The organism is Streptomyces sp. NPDC044719 (assembly GCF_056433405.1).
Genome location: NZ_JBWKHE010000001.1, coordinates 1,394,686 through 1,413,145, shown reverse-complemented (window position 1 = coordinate 1,413,145; position 18,460 = coordinate 1,394,686). Strand labels below are relative to the sequence as shown.

General features: G+C 70.1%; 12 protein-coding genes. 3 read left to right on the top strand and 9 right to left on the bottom strand.

Features of this window, described 5'->3' with window-relative positions; genetic code table 11:
- Positions 1–45: 45 nt before the first annotated feature.
- From AC07DF_RS06555 to AC07DF_RS06545, 3 genes are all read right to left on the bottom strand, one after another.
- On the bottom strand, positions 46–1,338 hold the full coding sequence (locus AC07DF_RS06555) for a M50 family metallopeptidase (protein WP_478967613.1): 1,293 nt from the start codon (positions 1,336–1,338) through the stop codon (positions 46–48).
- Between the two features lie 8 nt (positions 1,339–1,346).
- On the bottom strand, positions 1,347–2,564 hold the full coding sequence (gene dxr / locus AC07DF_RS06550; protein WP_478967461.1) for a 1-deoxy-D-xylulose-5-phosphate reductoisomerase: 1,218 nt from the start codon (positions 2,562–2,564) through the stop codon (positions 1,347–1,349).
- Positions 2,565–2,900: 336 nt separating this feature from the next.
- Complete coding sequence (locus tag AC07DF_RS06545; RefSeq protein WP_478967459.1) at positions 2,901–4,838, bottom strand: acyl-CoA dehydrogenase family protein; 1,938 nt, start codon at positions 4,836–4,838, stop codon at positions 2,901–2,903.
- A gap of 333 nt (positions 4,839–5,171) precedes the next feature.
- On the opposite strand from AC07DF_RS06545, the gene AC07DF_RS06540 reads away from it, so the two are divergent.
- The 3 genes from AC07DF_RS06540 to AC07DF_RS06530 all read left to right on the top strand — a co-directional run bounded on the left by AC07DF_RS06540 (position 5,172) and on the right by AC07DF_RS06530 (position 9,585).
- Complete coding sequence (locus AC07DF_RS06540; protein ID WP_478967457.1) at positions 5,172–6,185, top strand: LacI family DNA-binding transcriptional regulator; 1,014 nt, start codon at positions 5,172–5,174, stop codon at positions 6,183–6,185.
- 71 nt (positions 6,186–6,256) lie between these two features.
- On the top strand, positions 6,257–8,299 hold the full coding sequence (locus AC07DF_RS06535; protein WP_478967455.1) for a glycoside hydrolase family 31 protein: 2,043 nt from the start codon (positions 6,257–6,259) through the stop codon (positions 8,297–8,299).
- A gap of 98 nt (positions 8,300–8,397) precedes the next feature.
- A complete protein-coding gene (locus tag AC07DF_RS06530) occupies positions 8,398–9,585 on the top strand; it encodes a sulfotransferase family protein (protein WP_478967453.1) in 1,188 nt (395 codons plus the stop codon).
- Positions 9,586–9,614: 29 nt separating this feature from the next.
- Here AC07DF_RS06530 and AC07DF_RS06525 read toward each other — a convergent pair whose 3' ends face one another.
- The 6 genes from AC07DF_RS06525 to AC07DF_RS06500 form a co-directional block, all read right to left on the bottom strand.
- Positions 9,615–10,343: a glycoside hydrolase family 12 protein gene (locus AC07DF_RS06525; RefSeq protein WP_478967451.1), complete on the bottom strand. Its 729-nt coding sequence runs from the start codon at positions 10,341–10,343 to the stop codon at positions 9,615–9,617.
- 79 nt (positions 10,344–10,422) lie between these two features.
- Positions 10,423–12,402, bottom strand: a complete 1,980-nt coding sequence (locus AC07DF_RS06520; protein WP_478967449.1) for a beta-galactosidase — start codon at positions 12,400–12,402, stop codon at positions 10,423–10,425.
- Positions 12,402–14,603 carry a WD40/YVTN/BNR-like repeat-containing protein gene (locus AC07DF_RS06515; RefSeq protein WP_478967447.1) on the bottom strand — a complete coding sequence of 734 codons (2,202 nt, stop codon included), beginning with the start codon at positions 14,601–14,603 and terminating at the stop codon, positions 12,402–12,404. The genes AC07DF_RS06520 and AC07DF_RS06515 overlap by 1 nt, the downstream gene beginning before the upstream one ends.
- Before the next feature lie 135 nt (positions 14,604–14,738).
- Complete coding sequence (locus AC07DF_RS06510) at positions 14,739–15,689, bottom strand: carbohydrate ABC transporter permease (RefSeq protein WP_478967445.1); 951 nt, start codon at positions 15,687–15,689, stop codon at positions 14,739–14,741.
- Positions 15,686–16,723, bottom strand: a complete 1,038-nt coding sequence (locus AC07DF_RS06505; RefSeq protein WP_478967443.1) for an ABC transporter permease — start codon at positions 16,721–16,723, stop codon at positions 15,686–15,688. The genes AC07DF_RS06510 and AC07DF_RS06505 overlap by 4 nt, the downstream gene beginning before the upstream one ends.
- A gap of 26 nt (positions 16,724–16,749) precedes the next feature.
- Complete coding sequence (locus AC07DF_RS06500; RefSeq protein WP_478967441.1) at positions 16,750–18,429, bottom strand: extracellular solute-binding protein; 1,680 nt, start codon at positions 18,427–18,429, stop codon at positions 16,750–16,752.
- Positions 18,430–18,460: the final 31 nt, after the last annotated feature.

The following is an 18,460-nucleotide window of genomic DNA, read 5'->3' as shown; positions in this document are numbered from 1 at the left end:
GCGGCCCGGCACACAGTGTGCCGGGCCGCCTCGAACCGCGTATGACTAGGAGATTCTCACCGGGTTAACGACGTCCGCGATCAGGACCAGGATCGTGAAGCAGACGAAGATCCCGGCGACCACGTAGGCGACCGGCATGAGCTTCGCCACGTCGAAGGGGCCCGGGTCCGGCCTGCGCAGCACCTTGGCGGTGTTGCGGCGCAGCGACTCCCACAGCGCGCCCGCGACATGGCCGCCGTCGAGCGGCAGCAGCGGGAGCATGTTGAAAAGGAACAGGGAGAGGTTGAAGCCGGCTACCAGCATGAGGGCCATGGCCAGTTGCTGGGTCGGCGGGATGTCCAGGGTGAAGATCTCGCCGCCGACGCGGGCCGCGCCGACCACGCCCATCGGGGAGTCGGCCTCACGGGGAGCGCCGTCGAAGGCCGCGTTCCACAGCGCCGGGATCTTGCCGGGGAGGGCGGCGAGGGAGTCGACGGCGTCGCCCATCCGGTCCCCCATCCAGGTCACGGACTCGCCGAAGTCCTGCTTGACCACGCCGGTGGCCGCGCTGAAGCCGAGGAAGCCGGCCTGGACGTACTGGCCTTCGACGATCTGCCCGCTGGAGTCCTTCTTGGCGACCTGGTTGGTGGCGATCTTCGCCTGCAGGGTGACGTCCTGGCCCTTGCGGTCGACGACGATCGGCACCTCCTTGCCAGGGGTGGCGCGGATGAGGTCGGACAGCTTGTTCCAGTCGTCGGTCTTGACGCCGTTGAAGGAGACGATCTTGTCGCCCGCCTTCAGTCCGGCGGCGGCGGCCGGGCTGGCCGGGTCGCCCTTCTCGCACTTGTCGCGGTTCTCGCTCTGGGCGATGACGCACTGGGAGACGGAGCTGACGGTGTTCGTCTGCTGGGTGATGCCGAAGCCCATCAGGATGGCGAGGAACAGCGCCACCGCGAGCACCAGGTTCATGAAGGGGCCCGCGAACATCACGATCACGCGCTTCCAGGGCTTGCGCGTGTAGAACAGGCGCTTCTCGTCGCCCGGCCCGAGCTCCTCGTAGGCGGCGGTGCGGGCGTCCTCGATCATGCCGCGCCACGGGGAGGTGGAGCGTGCCGTCAGCCGGCCGTCGGGGCCTGGCGGGAACATGCCGATCATGCGGATGTAGCCGCCGAACGGGATGGCCTTGATCCCGTACTCGGTCTCGCCTTTCTTGCGGGACCAGATGGTCGGGCCGAAGCCGACCATGTACTGCGGCACGCGGATGCCGAACAGCTTGGCGGTGGACAGGTGCCCCAGCTCGTGCCACGCGATCGAGAACAGCAGGCCGACCACGAACAGCACTATGCCGAGGATGAACATCAAGGTCGTCATGCACGGGCCTCCGCCGTCTGTGCCGCCAGTTCCCGGGCCCGGGTCCGCGCCCAGGTCTCCGCTTCGAGGACGTCCGACACGGTGAGTGAGGTTCCCGTACGCGGGGTGCCGTGCTCCTCGACGACCCGGGTGACGGTCTCCATGATGCCGTTGAAGGGCAGCGCGCCCTGGCGGAACGCCTCCACGCACTCCTCGTTGGCCGCATTGAACACCGCGGGGGCGGTGCCCGCGAGCTCGCCGACGTGCCGGGCGAGGTTCACCGAGGGGAAGGCCTCGTTGTCGAGCGGGAAGAACTCCCAGGTCGAGGCCTTGCTCCAGTCGAAGGTGGGGGCCGCGTCGGGGACGCGCTCGGGCCAGCCGATGCCGATGGCGATGGGCCCGCGCATGTCGGGCGGGGTCGCCTGGGCCAGTGTCGATCCATCCGTGAACTCAACCATCGAGTGGACATACGACTGCGGATGCACGACGACCTCAATGCGGTCGAAGGGAATGTCGTAGAGGAGGTGTGCCTCGATGACCTCCAGGCCCTTGTTGACGAGGGTCGCGGAGTTGATCGTGATGACCGGGCCCATCGCCCAGGTGGGGTGTGCGAGGGCGTCCTCGACGGTGACGTTCGCCAGCTGCTCCTTCGTGCGGCCGCGGAAGGGACCCCCGGACGCCGTGACGACCAGCTTGCGGACGTCGGCGCGGGTGCCGGCGGCCAGGGCCTGGAAGAGGGCGGCGTGCTCGGAGTCGACGGGGATGATCTGGCCGGGCTTGGCGAGGCCCTTGACCAGCGGGCCGCCCACGATGAGCGACTCCTTGTTGGCGAGCGCGAGGGTGCGGCCCGCCTCCAGGGCGGCCAGGGTCGGGGCGAGGCCGATGGAGCCGGTGATGCCGTTCAGGACGGTGTGGCAGTCGGATGCCGCCAGCCGCGTGGCCGCGTCCGGGCCCGCGAGGATCTCGGGGAGCGGCTCGCCCGTGCCGTACTGCGCGGAGAGCGCCTCGCGCAGGGCCGGTACGACGTCCTCGCGCGCGACCGCGACCGTGGGCACCCGCAGCCGGTACGCCTGCTCGGCGAGGAGGGCGACGCGGCCGCCGTTGGCGGACAGGCCGGTGACCCGGAAACGGTCGGGGTTGCGCAGCACGAGGTCGATGGCCTGGGTGCCGATGGACCCGGTGGAGCCGAGGATCACCACGTCCTTCGGGCCGTCGCCCACTACGGGGTCGTACACCAGGTGGGGGTCGGCCAGGGCACGGGCCGCGAGCCCCGTCGTCCGCCCGGAGGGCGGGCCCTGCGCCCGCCGCGGAGCGGCAGATGTCGCCCGAAGGTGCGTGCTCTCGCCGTGCCGGGCGCCGTCCTGCGTACTGGATGTACTCGGGTCGGCGCCCGGTGCGGCGAGAGTGCGTGCATGGCGTCGCGGGGCAGACGGGGCTTGCGGCCCGTGCCCTGAGGGGGCTGGACTGTCGCTCATTCCTCCATTGTTGCCGTAAGGCCGGTGTCTGAGGACAGCGCATCCCCTTCACGGGGGCGCGCGCCATAGCTGTGCACGCCCCCGTGGGGGCCGGGGTTACCTGATCGGCCGGTGGAGGTTCTCCCGCTGGGAGGGGCCCGGTGTCGCGTCCGCGATCCAGGGGCCGTCGCCCGACGGGTCGACGATGCCCCGCTCCAGCCACTCGTAGGTGCCGGAGAGGACGCCCTTGACGACCTTGCGGTCGAGGTCGTCGGTGTTGGTCCACAGGCGGTTGAAGAGCTCCTCGACGCGGATCCTGGCCTGGCGGCAGAAGACGTCGGCGAGCTGGTAGGCCTCTCGGCCGTGGTCGCCCTGCTTGCGCAGGAGTTCGGCGCGTACGCAGGCCGCGCTCATGGCGAACAGTTCGGCGCCGATGTCGACGATCCGGCCGAGGAAGCCCTGCTTGGACTCCATCCGGCCCTGCCAGCGGGACATGGCGTAGAAGGTGGAGCGGGCGAGTTTGCGGGACGTGCGCTCGACGTAGCGCAGGTGCCCGGAGAGGTCCACGCCGTGTTTGAAGTCGCCGTAGGACATGGGGAGCTGGCCCGGGCCCGCGACGAGCTTGGGGAGCCACTTGGCGTAGAAGGCGCCCGCGTTCGCGCCGGCCTTCGCCTTGTCGCCCAGGGACTTCTCCGGGTCGATGAGGTCGCCGGCGACCGAGAGGTGGGCGTCGACGGCCTCGCGGGCGATCAGCAGGTGCATGATCTCCGTGGAACCCTCGAAGATGCGGTTGATGCGCAGGTCGCGCAGGAGCTGCTCGGCGGGGACGCCGCGCTCGCCGCGGGCCCGCAGGGACTCGGCCGTCTCGAAGCCGCGTCCGCCGCGGATCTGGACGAGTTCGTCGGCCATCGTCCAGGCCATCTCGGAGGCGTACAGCTTGGCGAGGGCGCCTTCGATGCGGATGTCGTTGCGGTCCTCGTCGGCCATCTGCGAGGCCAGGTCCGTCACGGCCTCCAGGGCGAAGGTGGTGGCCGCGATGAAGGAGATCTTGGAGCCGACCGCCTCGTGGTGCGCGACGGGTTTGCCCCACTGCTCGCGGACCGCCGACCACTCGCGGGCGATCTTCAGGCACCACTTGCCGGCGGCGACGCAGGAGGCGGGCAGGGAGAGCCGCCCGGTGTTGAGCGTGGTCAGGGCGATCTTCAGGCCCTGACCCTCCTCGCCGACGCGGTTGGCGGCGGGGACCCGGACCTGGTGGAAGCGGGTGACGCCGTTCTCGATGCCTCGCAGGCCCATGAAGGCGTTGCGGTTCTCCACGGTGACACCCGGGGAGTTCGTCTCCACGACGAAGGCGGTGATGCCGCCTCTGTGGCCTTCGCTCTTCGGCACCCGGGCCATGACGACCAGCAGGTCGGCGACGACACCGTTGGTGGTCCACAGCTTCACGCCGTCCAGGACGTAGTCGTCGCCGTCCGGGATCGCGGTGGTGGCAAGGCGGGCCGGGTCGGAGCCGACGTCGGGTTCGGTGAGCAGGAAGGCGCTGATGTCCGTGCGGGCGCAGCGCGGCAGGAAGCGCTCGCGCTGCTCCTGCGTGCCGAACAGCTTCAGGGGCTGGGGCACGCCGATCGACTGGTGCGCGGAGAGCAGCACGCCGATCGCGGGGCTGGCGGAGCCGGCCAGGGAGAGGGCCTTGTTGTAGTACACCTGCGTGAGGCCGAGCCCGCCGTACTTGGTGTCGATCTTCATGCCGAAGGCGCCGAGCTCCTTCAGGCCGTCGATCACCTCGTCGGGGATCCTGGCGTCGCGCTCGATGACGGCCGGGTCCACCTTCGTCTCGACGAAGTCGCGGAGCTTGGCGAGGAACTCCTCGCCGCGCTGGGCCGCCTCGTCGCCGGGGAGCGGGTGGGGGTGGATGAGGTCGAGCCGGAAGCGGCCGAGGAACAGCTCCTTGGCGAAGCTGGGCTTGCGCCAGTGCTGTTCCCGGGCGGCCTCCGCCACCTCACGGGCCTCCCGCTCGGTGACGGCGGGACGGGAAGAGGGAGTGGAAGCGGACATGAGGGGCACCTCGCCGCATCTAGGGTAATTGAGGACTGTACGTTACCGACCAGTGCTACTGGATCGTTGGTACCCGAAACCGGACGCTCCCACCAGTCCTCGCGCGTCCGTTCAGCCGAAGGCCTGGCTCTGCCGCACGTCCGAGAGCGGTGGTGCGCCGGAGCGCCTTCCGGGAGACTGACCCCTTCGCCACCCGCTCGCCGGAATTCGGTATCGAAGCGCTTCGACAACCTATGGACACGTACTCCTGCTGGAGCTACTGTCGAACCACCCTCACCCGCGAATATCAGCAATGCGCATTGTCGAAGCGCTTCACAAAGCTTGGAGAGCTGGATGGTCACCCTCGCCGAGGTCGCCCAGCACGCCGGAGTCTCGGCGAGCACGGTGAGCTATGTCCTCAGCGGCAAGCGGTCCATCTCCGTCAACACCCGGCAGCGGGTCGAGCGGAGCATTCGCGAGCTCGGGTACCACCCGAACGCCGGGGCCCGCGCCCTGGCCAGCAGCAAGTCGAACATCATCGCGCTGATGATCCCGCTGCGCACGGACATGTACGTGCCCGTGATGATGGAGATCGCCATCGCGGTGGCGACCTCCGCCCGCACGCACGGGTACGACGTCCTGCTGCTCACCGGCGAGGAGGGCCCCGACGCGGTGCGCCGCGTCGCCGGGAGCGGGCTCGCCGACGGGATGATCCTGATGGACGTCGAGCTCGACGACGAACGGCTGCCGTTGCTGCGTGCGACCGACCAGCCGTCCGTGCTCATCGGGCTGCCCGCGGACACCTCCGGTCTGACCTGCGTCGATCTGGACTTCAGGGCGACGGGCGCGCTGTGTGTGGAGCACCTGGCGAAGCAGGGGCACCACGACATCGCCGTCATCGGCGAGGCCCCGGCCGTCTACGAGCGGCACACCGGCTTCGCCGAACGCACGCTCGAGGGGCTTCGGTCGCGTTCCCGGGAGCTGGGAGTGCGGCTGCTGCACCGGCCGTGCGAGGGCGGCTACGACGCGATGGCCGTGACCCTCGCCCGGATCCTCGACGAGCGCCCGGACACCTCCGGGATCATCGTGCAGAACGAGTCCGCGGTCGAACCGCTGCTCGCGCTGCTGCGGCAGCAGGGCCGGGCCGTGCCGGAGGACGTGTCGGTGGTCGCGATCTGCCCCGACCCGGTCGCGACACAGGCCTCCGTACGGCTCACGTCGGTCGCCATCCCCGCGCAGGAGATGGGCCGGCACGCGGTGGAACACCTGGTCGCCAAGCTCGAGGGACGCGGCAGCGACGAGGTCGTGCTGATCGCTCCCGAGCTGACGGTACGGACGAGCACGGGGCCGGCGCCGGCCCGGCCGTAGTCACTCCCAGCCATTGCACAGCGCCCCCTCCAGGGCACCCCCATGTCTGCTTCCGCACAGGAGCCCGCCACGTGAATCAGCCTGCTGAAACCCAGCCCCAGGTGAGCCTGGCGCAGTCCTCCCCCACCGTCGGCACGTTCCGCGAGCGGGACGGCGCGCTGGAGTGGAGCGGCCGTCAGGAGACCGTACGGATCGAGCCGTGGGGTCCGGACGCGGTCCGGGTGCGTGCCCGGCTGGGCGGCCCGGTCCTCGAGGGGCTCCCGGGCGCATTGCTCGACGAGGCCCCCGCGACACCGTCCACGGTGAAGATCGAGGACGGCCGGGGGCAGTTGACCGTCGGCGCGCTCACCGTCGAGGTGAGCGCCGAGGGCCTGATCCGTTTCCTGCGCACGGAGGACTCCGCCGAGCTGCTCGCCGAGGACCGGGCCCACTTCTGGTGGCCCGGCTCCCGCCTCTACACGGCCGTGGGCAACGGCCACCACCGCCTGGAGCAGCGCTTCGCCGCCTACGACGACGAGAAGCTGTTCGGCCTCGGCCAGCACCAGCACGGGCGGCTCGACCAGAAGGGCCTGGTGCTGGACCTGGTCCAGCGCAACGCCGAGGTCGGCATCCCGGTACTCACCTCCAGCCGTGGCTACACCCTGCTGTGGAACAACCCGGCGATCGGCCGGGTGGAGCTGGCGCACAACGGCACCCGGTGGGTCGCCGACTCGGCCCGGCAGATCGACTACTGGATCACCGCGGGCGACCCGGCCGGCGGCCAGCGCCGCTACAGCGCGGTGACCGGCCGCAGCCCCATGCTGCCGGAGTGGGCGGCGGGCTTCTGGCAGTGCAAGCTGCGCTACCGCACCCAGGACGAACTCATGGCGGTGGCGCGGGAGTACAAGCGGCGCGGTCTGCCCATCTCCGCGATCGTCTGCGACTTCTTCCACTGGACGCACCTCGGCGACTGGAAGTTCGACCCGAAGGAGTGGCCCGACCCGGGGGCGATGGTGCGCGAGCTGGACGAGCTCGGCATCAAGCTCGTGGTGAGCGTCTGGCCGTCGGTGTCGCCGCTGAGCGAGAACCACCCCGTCATGGAGCAGCGCGGGTACTTCATCGGCACCCAGTACGGCCCGATGGCGCACGCCGACTGGCCCGACAAGGAGGTCGCCTCCACGGTCCAGGTGGCCTTCTACGACGCCACCAACCCGGACGCCCGGGAGTTCGTGTGGTCGAAGGTGAAGGAGAACTACCTCGACCCGTACGGCATCACGGCGTTCTGGCTGGACGCCTGCGAGCCGGAGCTGAAGCCGGGCTTCCAGGAGAACCTGCGCTACTGGGCGGGCCCGGGCCTGGAGGTCGGCAACGCCTACCCGGCCGAGAACGCCCGGACCTTCCACGAGGGCCTGCTCGCCACCGGCGAGGAGGAGATCGTCACCCTCAACCGCTCGGCCTGGGCGGGCAGTCAGCGCTACGGCGCCGCCCTGTGGTCGGGTGACATCGGCACGGACTTCCCGACCCTGCGCCGCCAGATCGCGGCCGGCCTCAACACGGCCCTGTCGGGCATCCCGTGGTGGAACACCGACATCGGCGGCTTCCACGGCGGCGACCCGGACGACCCGGCGTACCGGGAGGTGATGGTCCGCTGGTTCCAGTTCGGCGCGCTGTCCCCGCTGATGCGGCTGCACGGCTTCCGCGACCCGGGCATGCCGCTGGGCCCAGAGATGACGGGCGGCCCGAACGAGGTGTGGTCGTACGGCGAGGAGGCCGGGGCGATCCTGGAGCGGTACCTGCGGCTGCGCGAGCGGCTGAAGCCGTACGTGCTGGACATGATGCGGGCGGCCCACGAGGAGGGCCTGCCGGTGATGCGGCCGCTGTTCCTGGAGTTCCCCGACGACCAGGCCACCTGGTCGGTGGACGACTCCTACCTCTTCGGCCCGGATCTGCTGGTCGCCCCGGTGCTGACCGCCGGCGCGACCGCCCGTACGGCGTATCTGCCGGCGGGGGCCGCCTGGACGGACGCGTGGACGGGTGAGACGTACGAGGGCGGCCGGGCCGTGACGGTCGACGCCCCGCTGGACCGCATCCCGCTCTTCCTGCGGGACGGGGCGCGGCTGCCTGTAGCGGAGTAGCCGCGCGAGGAGGCGGCCGGGGCGAGCGGGCTCCGGCCGCCTCCACATGCCAGCAACACGCCTGTCATGTACGGCAGTTCAGCCGATAGGGTCGGCGCGTGGCCTCATCACCGCTCGCCCTGACCCTGGCCAATCTGCTGGTGCGGCCGGGCTTCGGCTCCCGTCGTGACCCCGGCCGGATCTTCGACCGCATCGTGGTGGAGGCCGGTCAGGCGCCGGGCGACCGGGAGTTCGTCGACGAGTTCCGGGCCCTGCTGGGGTGGTGGGCGAAGGCCGGGAGCCTCACCCCCGTCGGCTGGCAGTCCGCGCAGGCGCACGTCCGGCGGCACCTGGCCAATCGCGCCCGGGTGCGACGGCTGATCGCCGAGCACCCGGACATCGAGCGGGAGCCGATCGAGAAGCCGGTGTTCGTCGTGGGGCTGCCGCGCACCGCCACCACCGTCACGCACTCCGTGCTGTCGATCTCGGACGGGCACCGCTGCCCCCTGCTGTGGGAACTGCTCTCGCCCGACCTGGAGTTGCCGACCCGGCGGCGGCGGAAGGCCATCGCCGCCGGGCGCCGGATGGTGCGGGGCACGGACCTCTTCGCGCCGCGCTTCCGCGACATCCACGCGATGGCCGCCGAGGGCCCCGAGGAGTGCACCTTCGTCCTCCCGCACGCCCTGATGCCGTTCTCCCAGGCCCGTATCCCCGAGTACCAGGCCTGGCACTGCGCGCGGGACTTCACCGCCGACTACCGGTATCTCAAGCAGGTCTACCAGGTGCTCCAGTACGGCCGTCCGCGCAAGCGCTGGATGCTGAAGTCCCCGATGCACCTGGAGAATCTGGACGCGCTGCGCACGGTCTTCCCCGACGCCACGATCGTGTGGTGCCACCGCGACCCGGTGACCGTCGTGGCGTCGTTCTGCTCGCTGATCGAGCACGGCATGGCCGTCAGCTCCCGCCCGGTCGACCTGGCCGGCATCGGCGCCACCTGGCTGGAGCTGCTGAGCCGCGCCATGACGCGCGGGCTCGCGGCCCGGGCCGCCATCCCACCGGAGCGGCTGGTGGATGCCCCGTACTCCTGGCTCGGCTCGGATCCCGCGACCGGCGCCCCGAAGCTCCACGCCGCCGTCGGCGCCCCCTGGACAGAGGCCGACGCGGCCCGTCTCCCGGCGGCCGTCGCCCGCCCCGAGGGCACGCGCCGCCACACCTACGACCTGTCCCGCTACGGCCTGACCCGGGCCGAGGTCGAGTCGGCCTTCGCGGACTACAACGCGCTGCGGGCCGAGGTCGACCGCGCCTGACGGCACGGCCGACCCCGGCCCGCGCCGGGTCAGCCGCTGGTGATGCTCATGCTGTTGGTGCGGAAGTCCAGGCCGCCGGAGGACGAGGTGATCTCGAAGCCGAACTGGACGTCACCGATGGTCTCGTTGCCCATCCACCGCTTGGTGTCCTTGATCCACTTCAGGACGGGCAGGATCTGCACGGAGCCGGAGGTGGAGTCGGAGGTGCGCAGGAACGAGAAGACGTCCCAGTAGGTGCCGTCGGCCCGCTGGGCCCGGCCCTTGTAGACGTCCCAGGTGTGGCCGCCGACCGAGACGCGCTCCTGGTAGCTGCCGAGCGCGCCGACGGCCCCGTTGTAGTTGACCCAGAGCATGATCTCGTAGTCGTGGTCCGTGTCCCAGACGTCGTACGAGGTGTTGTACGAGCCCGAGGACGGGACGGTGACGTTGTAGCTACTGTTGAGCGACGCCAGCGAGGTGATGGACTTGTTCACCACCTTCTTGGCGTTCGGGTAGGACTTGATGCCGCCGGTGTTGGGGTGGTTGGCGTTGACACCCCAGTTGGTGCCGGAGTTGGCCCAGATGCACTGGGCGCCGGCGCCGCCGCCCCAGATGTTGTTGTAGAGCGTGTAGCCGTTCAGGCTCGTGTTGCCCCACTGGTCGCAGGAGTTCCAGACGGCGGCCGAGGCGGGGGCGGAGGCGAGGCCGATGGTCGCGCCGAGTGCCAGGGCCGGGGCGAGCAGGGCCTTGGTGACCCTGCTCAGGGTGCGTGATGCCATGGTGTCCCTTCCATGGGGTGGGGGGATGGGGGAACTACCGCGACCTCAGGCTGAGGACGTGGTCTTCTCGCGGAGGTGGTCAGGGCCGGAGCACCGCCGCCTCGTAGCGGCCGAGGGTGATCCGGTCGGTGACGGCCGTGCCCGTCAGCAGGTCGTGGTGGGTGCCGGGGACCTCGACGGTCACCGGCTCGCGGCCGTGGTTGAGCAGGAACAGCAGCTCGCCCCGGCGCACGGCCTCGACCTGGTCGGGAAGACCGTCGAGCACCGGCCGGACGCCCGCGCCGTCGGCGATCCGGGCCAGCAGGTCGCGCAGCGCCTCCGGCTCCGGGAGCGTGGAGAGGTACCAGGCGCGGTCCTTGCGCAGCACGGCGGGCATGCCGTCCAGTTCGCCGCCCTTGTAGCAGCTCGTGTGGTCGGGGTCGGCCGGCTCGATCTCCTCTGACCACAGCGTGCCCCGGAAGCCCTCGCACGCGACGGTCTCCCCCGCGTCCAGCGGCCACCACTCGTGCAGCGTGCGGATGCCGAACAGCTCCCGCAGCCGGGCGTCCATGCCTCCGGGGCGCACCCGGTCGTCCTCGTCGGCGACCCCGGTCAGGAAACCGCAGACGAGGGTGCCGCCGCCGCGGGCGTAGGCGAGGAGGTTGCCGATCGCCGCGTCGGTGAGCGCGTACATCTGAGGCACAACGACCATCGAGTACGGCGTCAGATCGTGCTCGGGGTGGGCGAAGTCGGTGGTGAGGTGGGCCTGCCAGAGGGCCTTGTGCCAGGCGCGCAGCACGTCCGGGTAGTCCACCTCGGTGGACAGGCGTCCGTCCTGGGCACCGGCCCACCAGGCGTTCCAGTCGTGCAGGACGGCGACGTTCGCGGTGATGTGCCGGCCGGTCACCTCGGGGGCGATCCGCGCCAGGTCCGCCCCCAGCCGCTTGACCTCCTGGTACGTACGGCCCTCCTCTCCCGCGTGGCTGACCATGCCGGAGTGGAACTTCTCCGCGCCCTGCCGGGACTGCCGCCACTGGAAGTAGCAGACGGCGTCGGCGCCCCGGGCCACGGCCTGCAGGGACCACAGCCGGTTGAGGCCGCGCGGCTTGGGGTGGTTCACCCCGCGCCAGTTGACCGGCCCGGCCGCCTGTTCCATGAGCATCCAGGGCCCGCGCGCCTGGGAGCGGGTCATGTCCTGCACCAGGGCCCCGTTCTGGGCGCCGAGCGGATCACGCGGGTCCGGGTAGAGGTCGACGGAGACGACGTCCTCCTCCTCCGCCCAGCGCCAGGCGTCCTGGCCGAACCACAGCGGCATGAAGTTGCTGGTGACCGGCAGGTGCGGGGTGTGGCGCCGGACGATGTCCCGCTCGGCGACGTAACACTCCAGGAGCATGTCGGAGGTGAAGCGCCTGAAGTCCAGGACCTGGCCGGGGTTGCGCAGGTAGTGGGGCAGGCGGGGCGGCAGGATGCCGTCCCAGGTGTCGTAGCCCTGGCTCCAGAAGGCGGTGCCCCAGGCCTCGTTGAGCGCGTCGAGCGTGCGGTACCTCTCGCGCAGCCACCGCCGGAAGGAGGCGGCGGCCTCGTCACCGTGGTCGAAGGTGCAGTACTCGTTGTTGATGTGCCACATCGTCAGGGCCGGGTGGCCGCCGTAGCGGACGGCCAGGTCCTCGGTGATCGCGGCGGCGTAGCGCCGGTAGGTGGCACTGGAGTGCGAGAAGTGCTGCCTGCCGCCCCACCACTCGGTGCGACCGTCCTCGGTGACGGGCAGGGTGTCGGGGTGCAGCCGGCCCATCCAGGGCGGGGGCGAGGAGGTGGGGGTGGCGAGGACGACCCCGATGCCGTTCCCGTGCATCAGGTCCATCAGGGTGTCCAGCCAGCCGAACTCCCGTGCTCCGGGCTCCGGTTCCAGTTTCGACCACGAGAACACGCCGAGCGTGACGGAGTTGACGCCGGCGTCCTTCATCAGCCGGACGTCGTCGTGCCAGGTCTCCTGAGGCCACTGCTCCGGGTTGTAGTCGCCGCCGAAGAGGAGACGGCCCCGGGTGGCGTCGCTCAGGGCGGGCCCTTGTCGCGCGGGCATCAGACGGGCTCCCCGTACTGCACGCCGCGTCCGTTGGTGGCGATGTAGATCCGGCCGTGGATGCGCGGGTCGCCGGTGATGGTCGCGCCGATCCAGCCCCACTGGTGCCGGTCGTCGTTGATCCGGGTCCAGGTCTTCGCCTCGTCGTCGGAGCGGTAGACGGCGGTGATGCTCTCGGTGGAGCCGACCAGGTAGAGGGCCGGGTAGGAGGCGCCCTCGGCGGCCTTGCCGAAGCCGAGGGTGTACGAGGCCCAGCAGCTGCCGACCTTGGTGAAGGTGGCGCCGCCGTCGGTGGAGCGGTACAGCCCGTTCCATTTCAGGCTCAGCCACAGGTCGCCCGAGCGGCCGGGGGCGGCGGTCAGCTGGAACTCGCTGTCGCCCGAGTTCAGGCCGGTGGCCCGCGCGGTGAAGGTCTGGCCGCCGTCGGTGCTGGCGTGGAGCGTTCCGGTCGTGGTGTCGAAGGCGTAGAAGCGCGTCGCGTCGACCGGGTCCGCGACCGGGGCGGCGCCCTTCGGGAATGAGGCGATCTCGGACCACGTGGCGCCGTTGTCCGCCGAGCGGAATCCCGGGTTGGCGGTGCCGAAGGACCACAGCAGCACACTGCCGTCGGCGTTGGTGGCGATCGGCCCCGGCGCGGACTTGGCCATGGGCGGCTGGGCCTTGAAGGGTGCCCAGGTCTTGCCGCCGTCGCGCGACCAGGCGCCGTTGCCGTTGTCGCCCCACCCGGCCCGCACGACGTACGACGGCTCGGCAGCGGCCAGCGCGAGTCCCGTCGCCGTGCCGAACACCGGGTTCGACGCCATGCCCCGGGATGGGGAGGCGGTGAGCCGCTCGTGGTACATCACGCCGATGTCCCCGGACCCGCTGATCAGGTGCGCCTCTCCGGCCGGAGGGGAGATCAGCTGACGTATGGACGCCTCCTCCAGGCCCCGGATCTGCGGGGCCCAGTGCTTGAGGTCGCGGGTGCCGTAGAGGGTCGCGCCGGTGCCGTAGACGACGTGCTCGGAGTCGTACGGGTCGACGGCGAGGGCCTGGATCCACCAGCCGAACTTGGGCTTGTCGGCGCCCCACTTGAGGTACGGGGTCTCGGACACGTCCAGGACGGCCTTGTCCTTCAGGGACTTCCAGGTGCGGCCGCCGTCGGTGGTCCGGTACAGGGTGTCGACCAGCGCCCAGCGGTTGTTGGTGGAGACGACGACGGTGCCGGGCCTGCGGGCGTCGACGGCGACACCGCCGTACCCGAAGGAGTCGGTCCCCCCGTCCTCCGTCGCCCCGCCGGGCTTCACGGGCGTGACCTCGGTCCACTTCCCGTTCGTCGTCCGCAGCTTGTGCACGCTGCCGTCGGACTGGCCGTTGGGGCCGGGGGCGTTGGCGTACGTCACGTACAGCTCGCGGGTGTGCCGGTCGTACGCGGCCCGGATCGGCACCTTTGCCGTGGTGCCGGCGGGCTGCTTCGGGACTGCCTCCCACGTCGTGCCGTCGGACGTGCGGTACAGGTTGGGCTTTTCGGCCGTGCCGTCGGAATCGCCCCAGCCGGCGTAGACCGTACGGCCCGCCGCGACGAGGAGCGTGACGCCCTGGCCGGTGGCGCCGGCCGTGGCCGGGAAGCTCACGGCCGTGAAGGTCGCGCCCCGGTCAGTCGACTTGAGCAGCCCGTCGTGCCGGGTGCCGAGCCACAGGGTGTCGCTGTCGCGCGGGTCGACGAGCAGCCGCTCCCCGCAACCGCGCCCGTCCTCGTTGGCCCCGAGCTTCACGGTCAGGTCGGTGCGCTTCCAGGTGGCCCCACGGTCCTCTGACCGCAGCACGGCCCCGTTGCCGGCCCAGGACTGCGCATACGTACCGAGGGCGAGGTACAGCCGGTTCGGATGAGCCGGATCGACGGCCATGGCCTCCACACCGAGGAGGTTCCAGTCGTCCCAGCCGATGTGATCGGTCAGCGGCACCCACCGGCCGGTCCGGTCGTCCCAGCGATAGGCGCCCCCGATGTCGGTGCGGGCGTAGGCGAGTCCTCGGACCGAGGGGTGGAAGAGCACCCCGGTGATGAAGCCGGTGCCGCCCTGGACCACGTTGCGCCACCGGTAGCCGCTCTTGGCGGATGTGACGGCCGCGGCTTGTCCCTGAGTCGCCGGAAGGGAGACGACCGCGGCGACGGCAGCGGTCCCGGCCAGCACGGAACGTCTGCTCAGGTGAAACGTGCTCATGACATACCTCGGTTCTTGCGAACGGGGAGTAGAGGGAGGCTCTTTCGGGAGCGCGGGGAACTGCGCGACAAGCCACAACGCAGCCGCAGACAACAAACAGCCGACAGCCCTACGGCGAGACTCGGAACAAGGGCATCACCCCTTGACGGCCCCCGTGAGCATGCCCTTCTTGAAATGCTTCTGGACGAACGGCGAGATCACAGCGACCGGCAGCAACGCCATCACCATCACGGCCATCTGAATCGCCAGCCCGGAGATCTGCCCGGTCTTGATCGCCTGACTCACCCCCACCGGCGCCTCCTGCTTCTGCACCAGCTGGATCATGACGTTCTGCAACGGCATCATGTCCTGGTCGCTCAGATAGATCGACGCGTTGAACCAGGCGCTCCAGTAACCGACCGCGTAGAACAACGTGATCACCGCGATCACGGCCCGGGACAGCGGCATCACGATCTGCCAGAGAATCCGCCAGTCCCCCGCCCCGTCGATCCGCGCGCTGTCGACGAGTTCCGGCGAGATCCCCATGAAGAACCCGCGCAGCACCAGAATGTTGAACACGCTCACGGCGCTCGGCAGGATCAACGCGAGATACGTGTCGGTCAGCCCGAGCGACTGCACCAGCAGATACGTCGGAATGAGCCCGGCCCCGAAGAACATCGTCGCCAGCAGCGTCATCAGCAGCCAGCGGTGCCCGAGCGAACCGCTGCGGGACAAGCCGTAGGCGGCCAGCACCGACACCGTCATGGAGAACACCGTGCCGACCAGCGTCACGCACACGCTGACGATCGCGGCCCGGGTCACCTGCCCGCCGCTCAGCAACTCCTGGTAGGCGATGAAGGTGACGCCCTTCGGAATCAGCACCAGTCCACCGGCCTCGGTGATGGTCTGCTTCGAGGAGAGGCTGGTGACGATGACGATCCACAGCGGGAACAGGACCGCGAGACAGGCACCGGCCAGGACGATGCCCTTGCCCGCGATCCCGGCCTTGCCCGGCTCGTCGTCCCAGACGGGCCGCGGCGGAGCCTCCCACCAGCGCGGTGCACGCGCCGCCTCCTCTTCGGCGGCCTTGTCCATGACGGCGGTCACTTCTTGTACACCCCCTGCTCGCCCATGAAGTGGGCCACCTTGTTCGCCGCCAGGACGAGCGCCACGCTCACCAGGCCCTTGACGAGGCCCGCGGCTGCCGCGTAGCTGAAGTCCTGGTTGCGGACGCCGTTCCACCACACATAGGTGTCGAGGACTTCCGACGCGCCCGGTCCCACCGCGTCGCGTTGCAGCAGGATCTGCTCGAAGCCGACGGTGAGCGCGTCACCGACCCGCAGCACCAGCAGCAGGGCGATCACGGGCCGCAGCGCGGGCAGCGTGACGTGCCACATGCGGCGCCAGCGCCCGGCCCCGTCCATGGCCGCCGCCTCGTAGAGGTCGGGGCTCACGGAGGCAAGCGCGGCGAGGAAGACGATGACGCCCCAGCCCGCGTCCTTCCAGACGCCCTCCGCCGTCACCAGGAACTTGAAGATCCCCGGGTCGGTCATGAGGTCGAAACCCTCGTAGCCGTGCTCGCGCAGGGTCTGCGCGATGATGCCCGCCCCGCCGAAGATCTGCTGGAAGACGGTGATGACCAGCACCCAGGAGAAGAAGTGCGGCAGGTACAGGATCGCCTGCGACACCGCCCGCACCCGCGGCCTGATCACGCTGTTGATGAGCAGCGCGAGCACGATCGGGATCGGGAAGAACAGCACCAGCTGGAGGACGAACAGCACGAGGGTGTTCTGTACGGCGTCCCAGAACGCCGAGTCCGCGAAGAGCCGCTCGAACTGCTCCAGGCCCACCCAGGGGCTCTCCAGCATCGCGACGAAACCGTTGTCGCTGACGTACGGGTCGTACTCCTGGAAGGCGACGACGTTGCCCAGGATCGGTATGTAGTTGAAGACCAGGACCAGCGCGATGGCGGGCAGGGTCATCAGGATCAGGGTGCGGTCCCGGCGCAACCGCAGGCGCAGGCTCAGTCTGCCGGAGAGTTTCCTCTCCGGCCGGCCCCCTCCGGGGCCGTCCGCCGCGCGGGGGTCCGCCTCGTTCGTCTTCGCCTCGGCCCTGCTGCGAGGCACCGTGCTGTGGGACACGGCCTACTCCTTGCCCCAGCGCCTGGTCACTGTGCGGAACCGTTGGTGTCGTGCAGCTTCTGGTACCAGTCCCGCAGCTTGTCGCCGCCCTGCTTCTTCCATTCGGCGACGGCCTGCTGCACATCGCTGATCTTCTTGCGGCCCCGGACGACGTCGTCCTCCAGCTGCTCGAAGTCGTTGGAGAGGTTGGTGTAGCGGGCGGGCTCGGTGATCTGCATGCCCCAGAAGGTCGACTTCTTGGTGAAGGCACCCATCCGCTGCTGCCATTCCACCTGCTCCTTCGCGATGTCCGGGAGGTCCGGGTGCGCGATGGTCGGGGCGGGGCTGGCGAGCATCACATAGGCGTTGATGACCTCCTGGTTGCCCTTGTCGTTCTTGGTGGGCACCCCGTCCTCGACGGTGTAGTGCGTGCCCTCCACCCCGTAGTTGGTGAGCATGTACTCCTTGGTGCCGTACGGGGCGGCGGTGACGTTCGCGGCGGCCAGGATGTCCTCGACGACGGCCTTGGACGCCTTCTTGCTGACGAAGGCGAAGATGCCGGCGGGCGAGCCGGCCCACAGCGTGGGGTCGCCGCCGTCGGCACCGAAGATGTCCATGCCGGAGATGCGGAAGCCGGTCTTCTGGCCCGCCTGCTCGGCCATCTTGCCCCACCAGTCCGAGATGTTCTGGTTGTACATCAGGACCTGGCCGGCGGAGAAACGGTCGCCCGCCGTGCCCTGGTTGGCCGCCTTGGCGTCGGGGTGGACCACGCCGGCCGAGTAGAGCTTGCGCGTCCACTCCAGGGCCTCGAGGTACTCCTCGGTCTCGACGCGGTAGACCAGCTTGCCGTCCGTCAGGTTCCAGCCGAGCGGCTTCTCGCTGCCCGAGAGCACACCGAAGATGTTGAAGGCGGTCCACTTCATGTCGTCGCAGGCCCACACCTTGGCCTTGGGCCGGGTGATCTCCTTGGCGAGGGCGAGGAACTCGTCCGCGGACTTCGGGAGGTCGTAACCCTCCTTGTCGAAGACGTCCTTGCGGTAGAAGGGCACGATGCCGGTCAGGGAGGGGGCGGGCTGGGGCAGGCCGCGCAGCTTGCCGCCGAAGATGGAGTACTGCCAGGCGCCGCTCGGGATGGCGGCGAGGTTCGGGTACTTCTTGACCGCGTCCCCGGACAGGTACGGGCCGAGGTCGGCGAACTTGCTGATGATGGCGCTGGGTATCTTGCCGCCCATGTTCCAGCTGGGGATGACCACGACGTCCGGCAGGTCGCTGGAGGCGAGCACCGCCCCCAGCTTCTCGTCGTAGGTGTTGCCGTCCTGGTTCTGCCAGGTGATGTCGACACCGATCAGATCGTTCATCGCCTTGTAGTAGGGGTTGTCGCCCTTCGGCGGCGTGCCCCAGAACGGCGACATGATCTTGATGGCACTGCCCTTGCCCAGCTTCTTCGGCACCGCCGTCTTGAGGTCGGCCAGGTCGAGCTTGCTCGTGAAGCCCATGGCCGAGCCGTTCTTGGACGGGATGTCCGGGCTCACCACGTTGCTGGCGACGTACGCGGGCAGCAGCTTCTTCGCCGACTTCCCCGACGTGGTGCCGTCCCGCGAGCCACTGTCCGAACCGCCGCAGGCGGCGAGCAACGGCATCCCGCCGGCCACGGCCGCGGTGGCGACCGCCGTGGAGGCGAGGAAGGATCTCCGGCTCGGTCCGGAGGAGGCGGCGTTCGGCGTCATTGCGTCAACCCTTCATGGCACACCAGGACAC

Coding starts and splice junctions, on each gene's coding strand:
- AC07DF_RS06525 (WP_478967451.1), bottom strand. CDS start 10,343: ATGGCATCACGCACCCTGAGCAGGGTCACCAAGGCCCTGCTCGCCCCG.
- AC07DF_RS06500 (WP_478967441.1), bottom strand. CDS start 18,429: ATGACGCCGAACGCCGCCTCCTCCGGACCGAGCCGGAGATCCTTCCTC.
- AC07DF_RS06555 (WP_478967613.1), bottom strand. CDS start 1,338: ATGTTCATCCTCGGCATAGTGCTGTTCGTGGTCGGCCTGCTGTTCTCG.
- AC07DF_RS06540 (WP_478967457.1), top strand. CDS start 5,172: ATGGTCACCCTCGCCGAGGTCGCCCAGCACGCCGGAGTCTCGGCGAGC.
- AC07DF_RS06515 (WP_478967447.1), bottom strand. CDS start 14,603: ATGAGCACGTTTCACCTGAGCAGACGTTCCGTGCTGGCCGGGACCGCT.
- AC07DF_RS06520 (WP_478967449.1), bottom strand. CDS start 12,402: ATGCCCGCGCGACAAGGGCCCGCCCTGAGCGACGCCACCCGGGGCCGT.
- AC07DF_RS06545 (WP_478967459.1), bottom strand. CDS start 4,838: ATGTCCGCTTCCACTCCCTCTTCCCGTCCCGCCGTCACCGAGCGGGAG.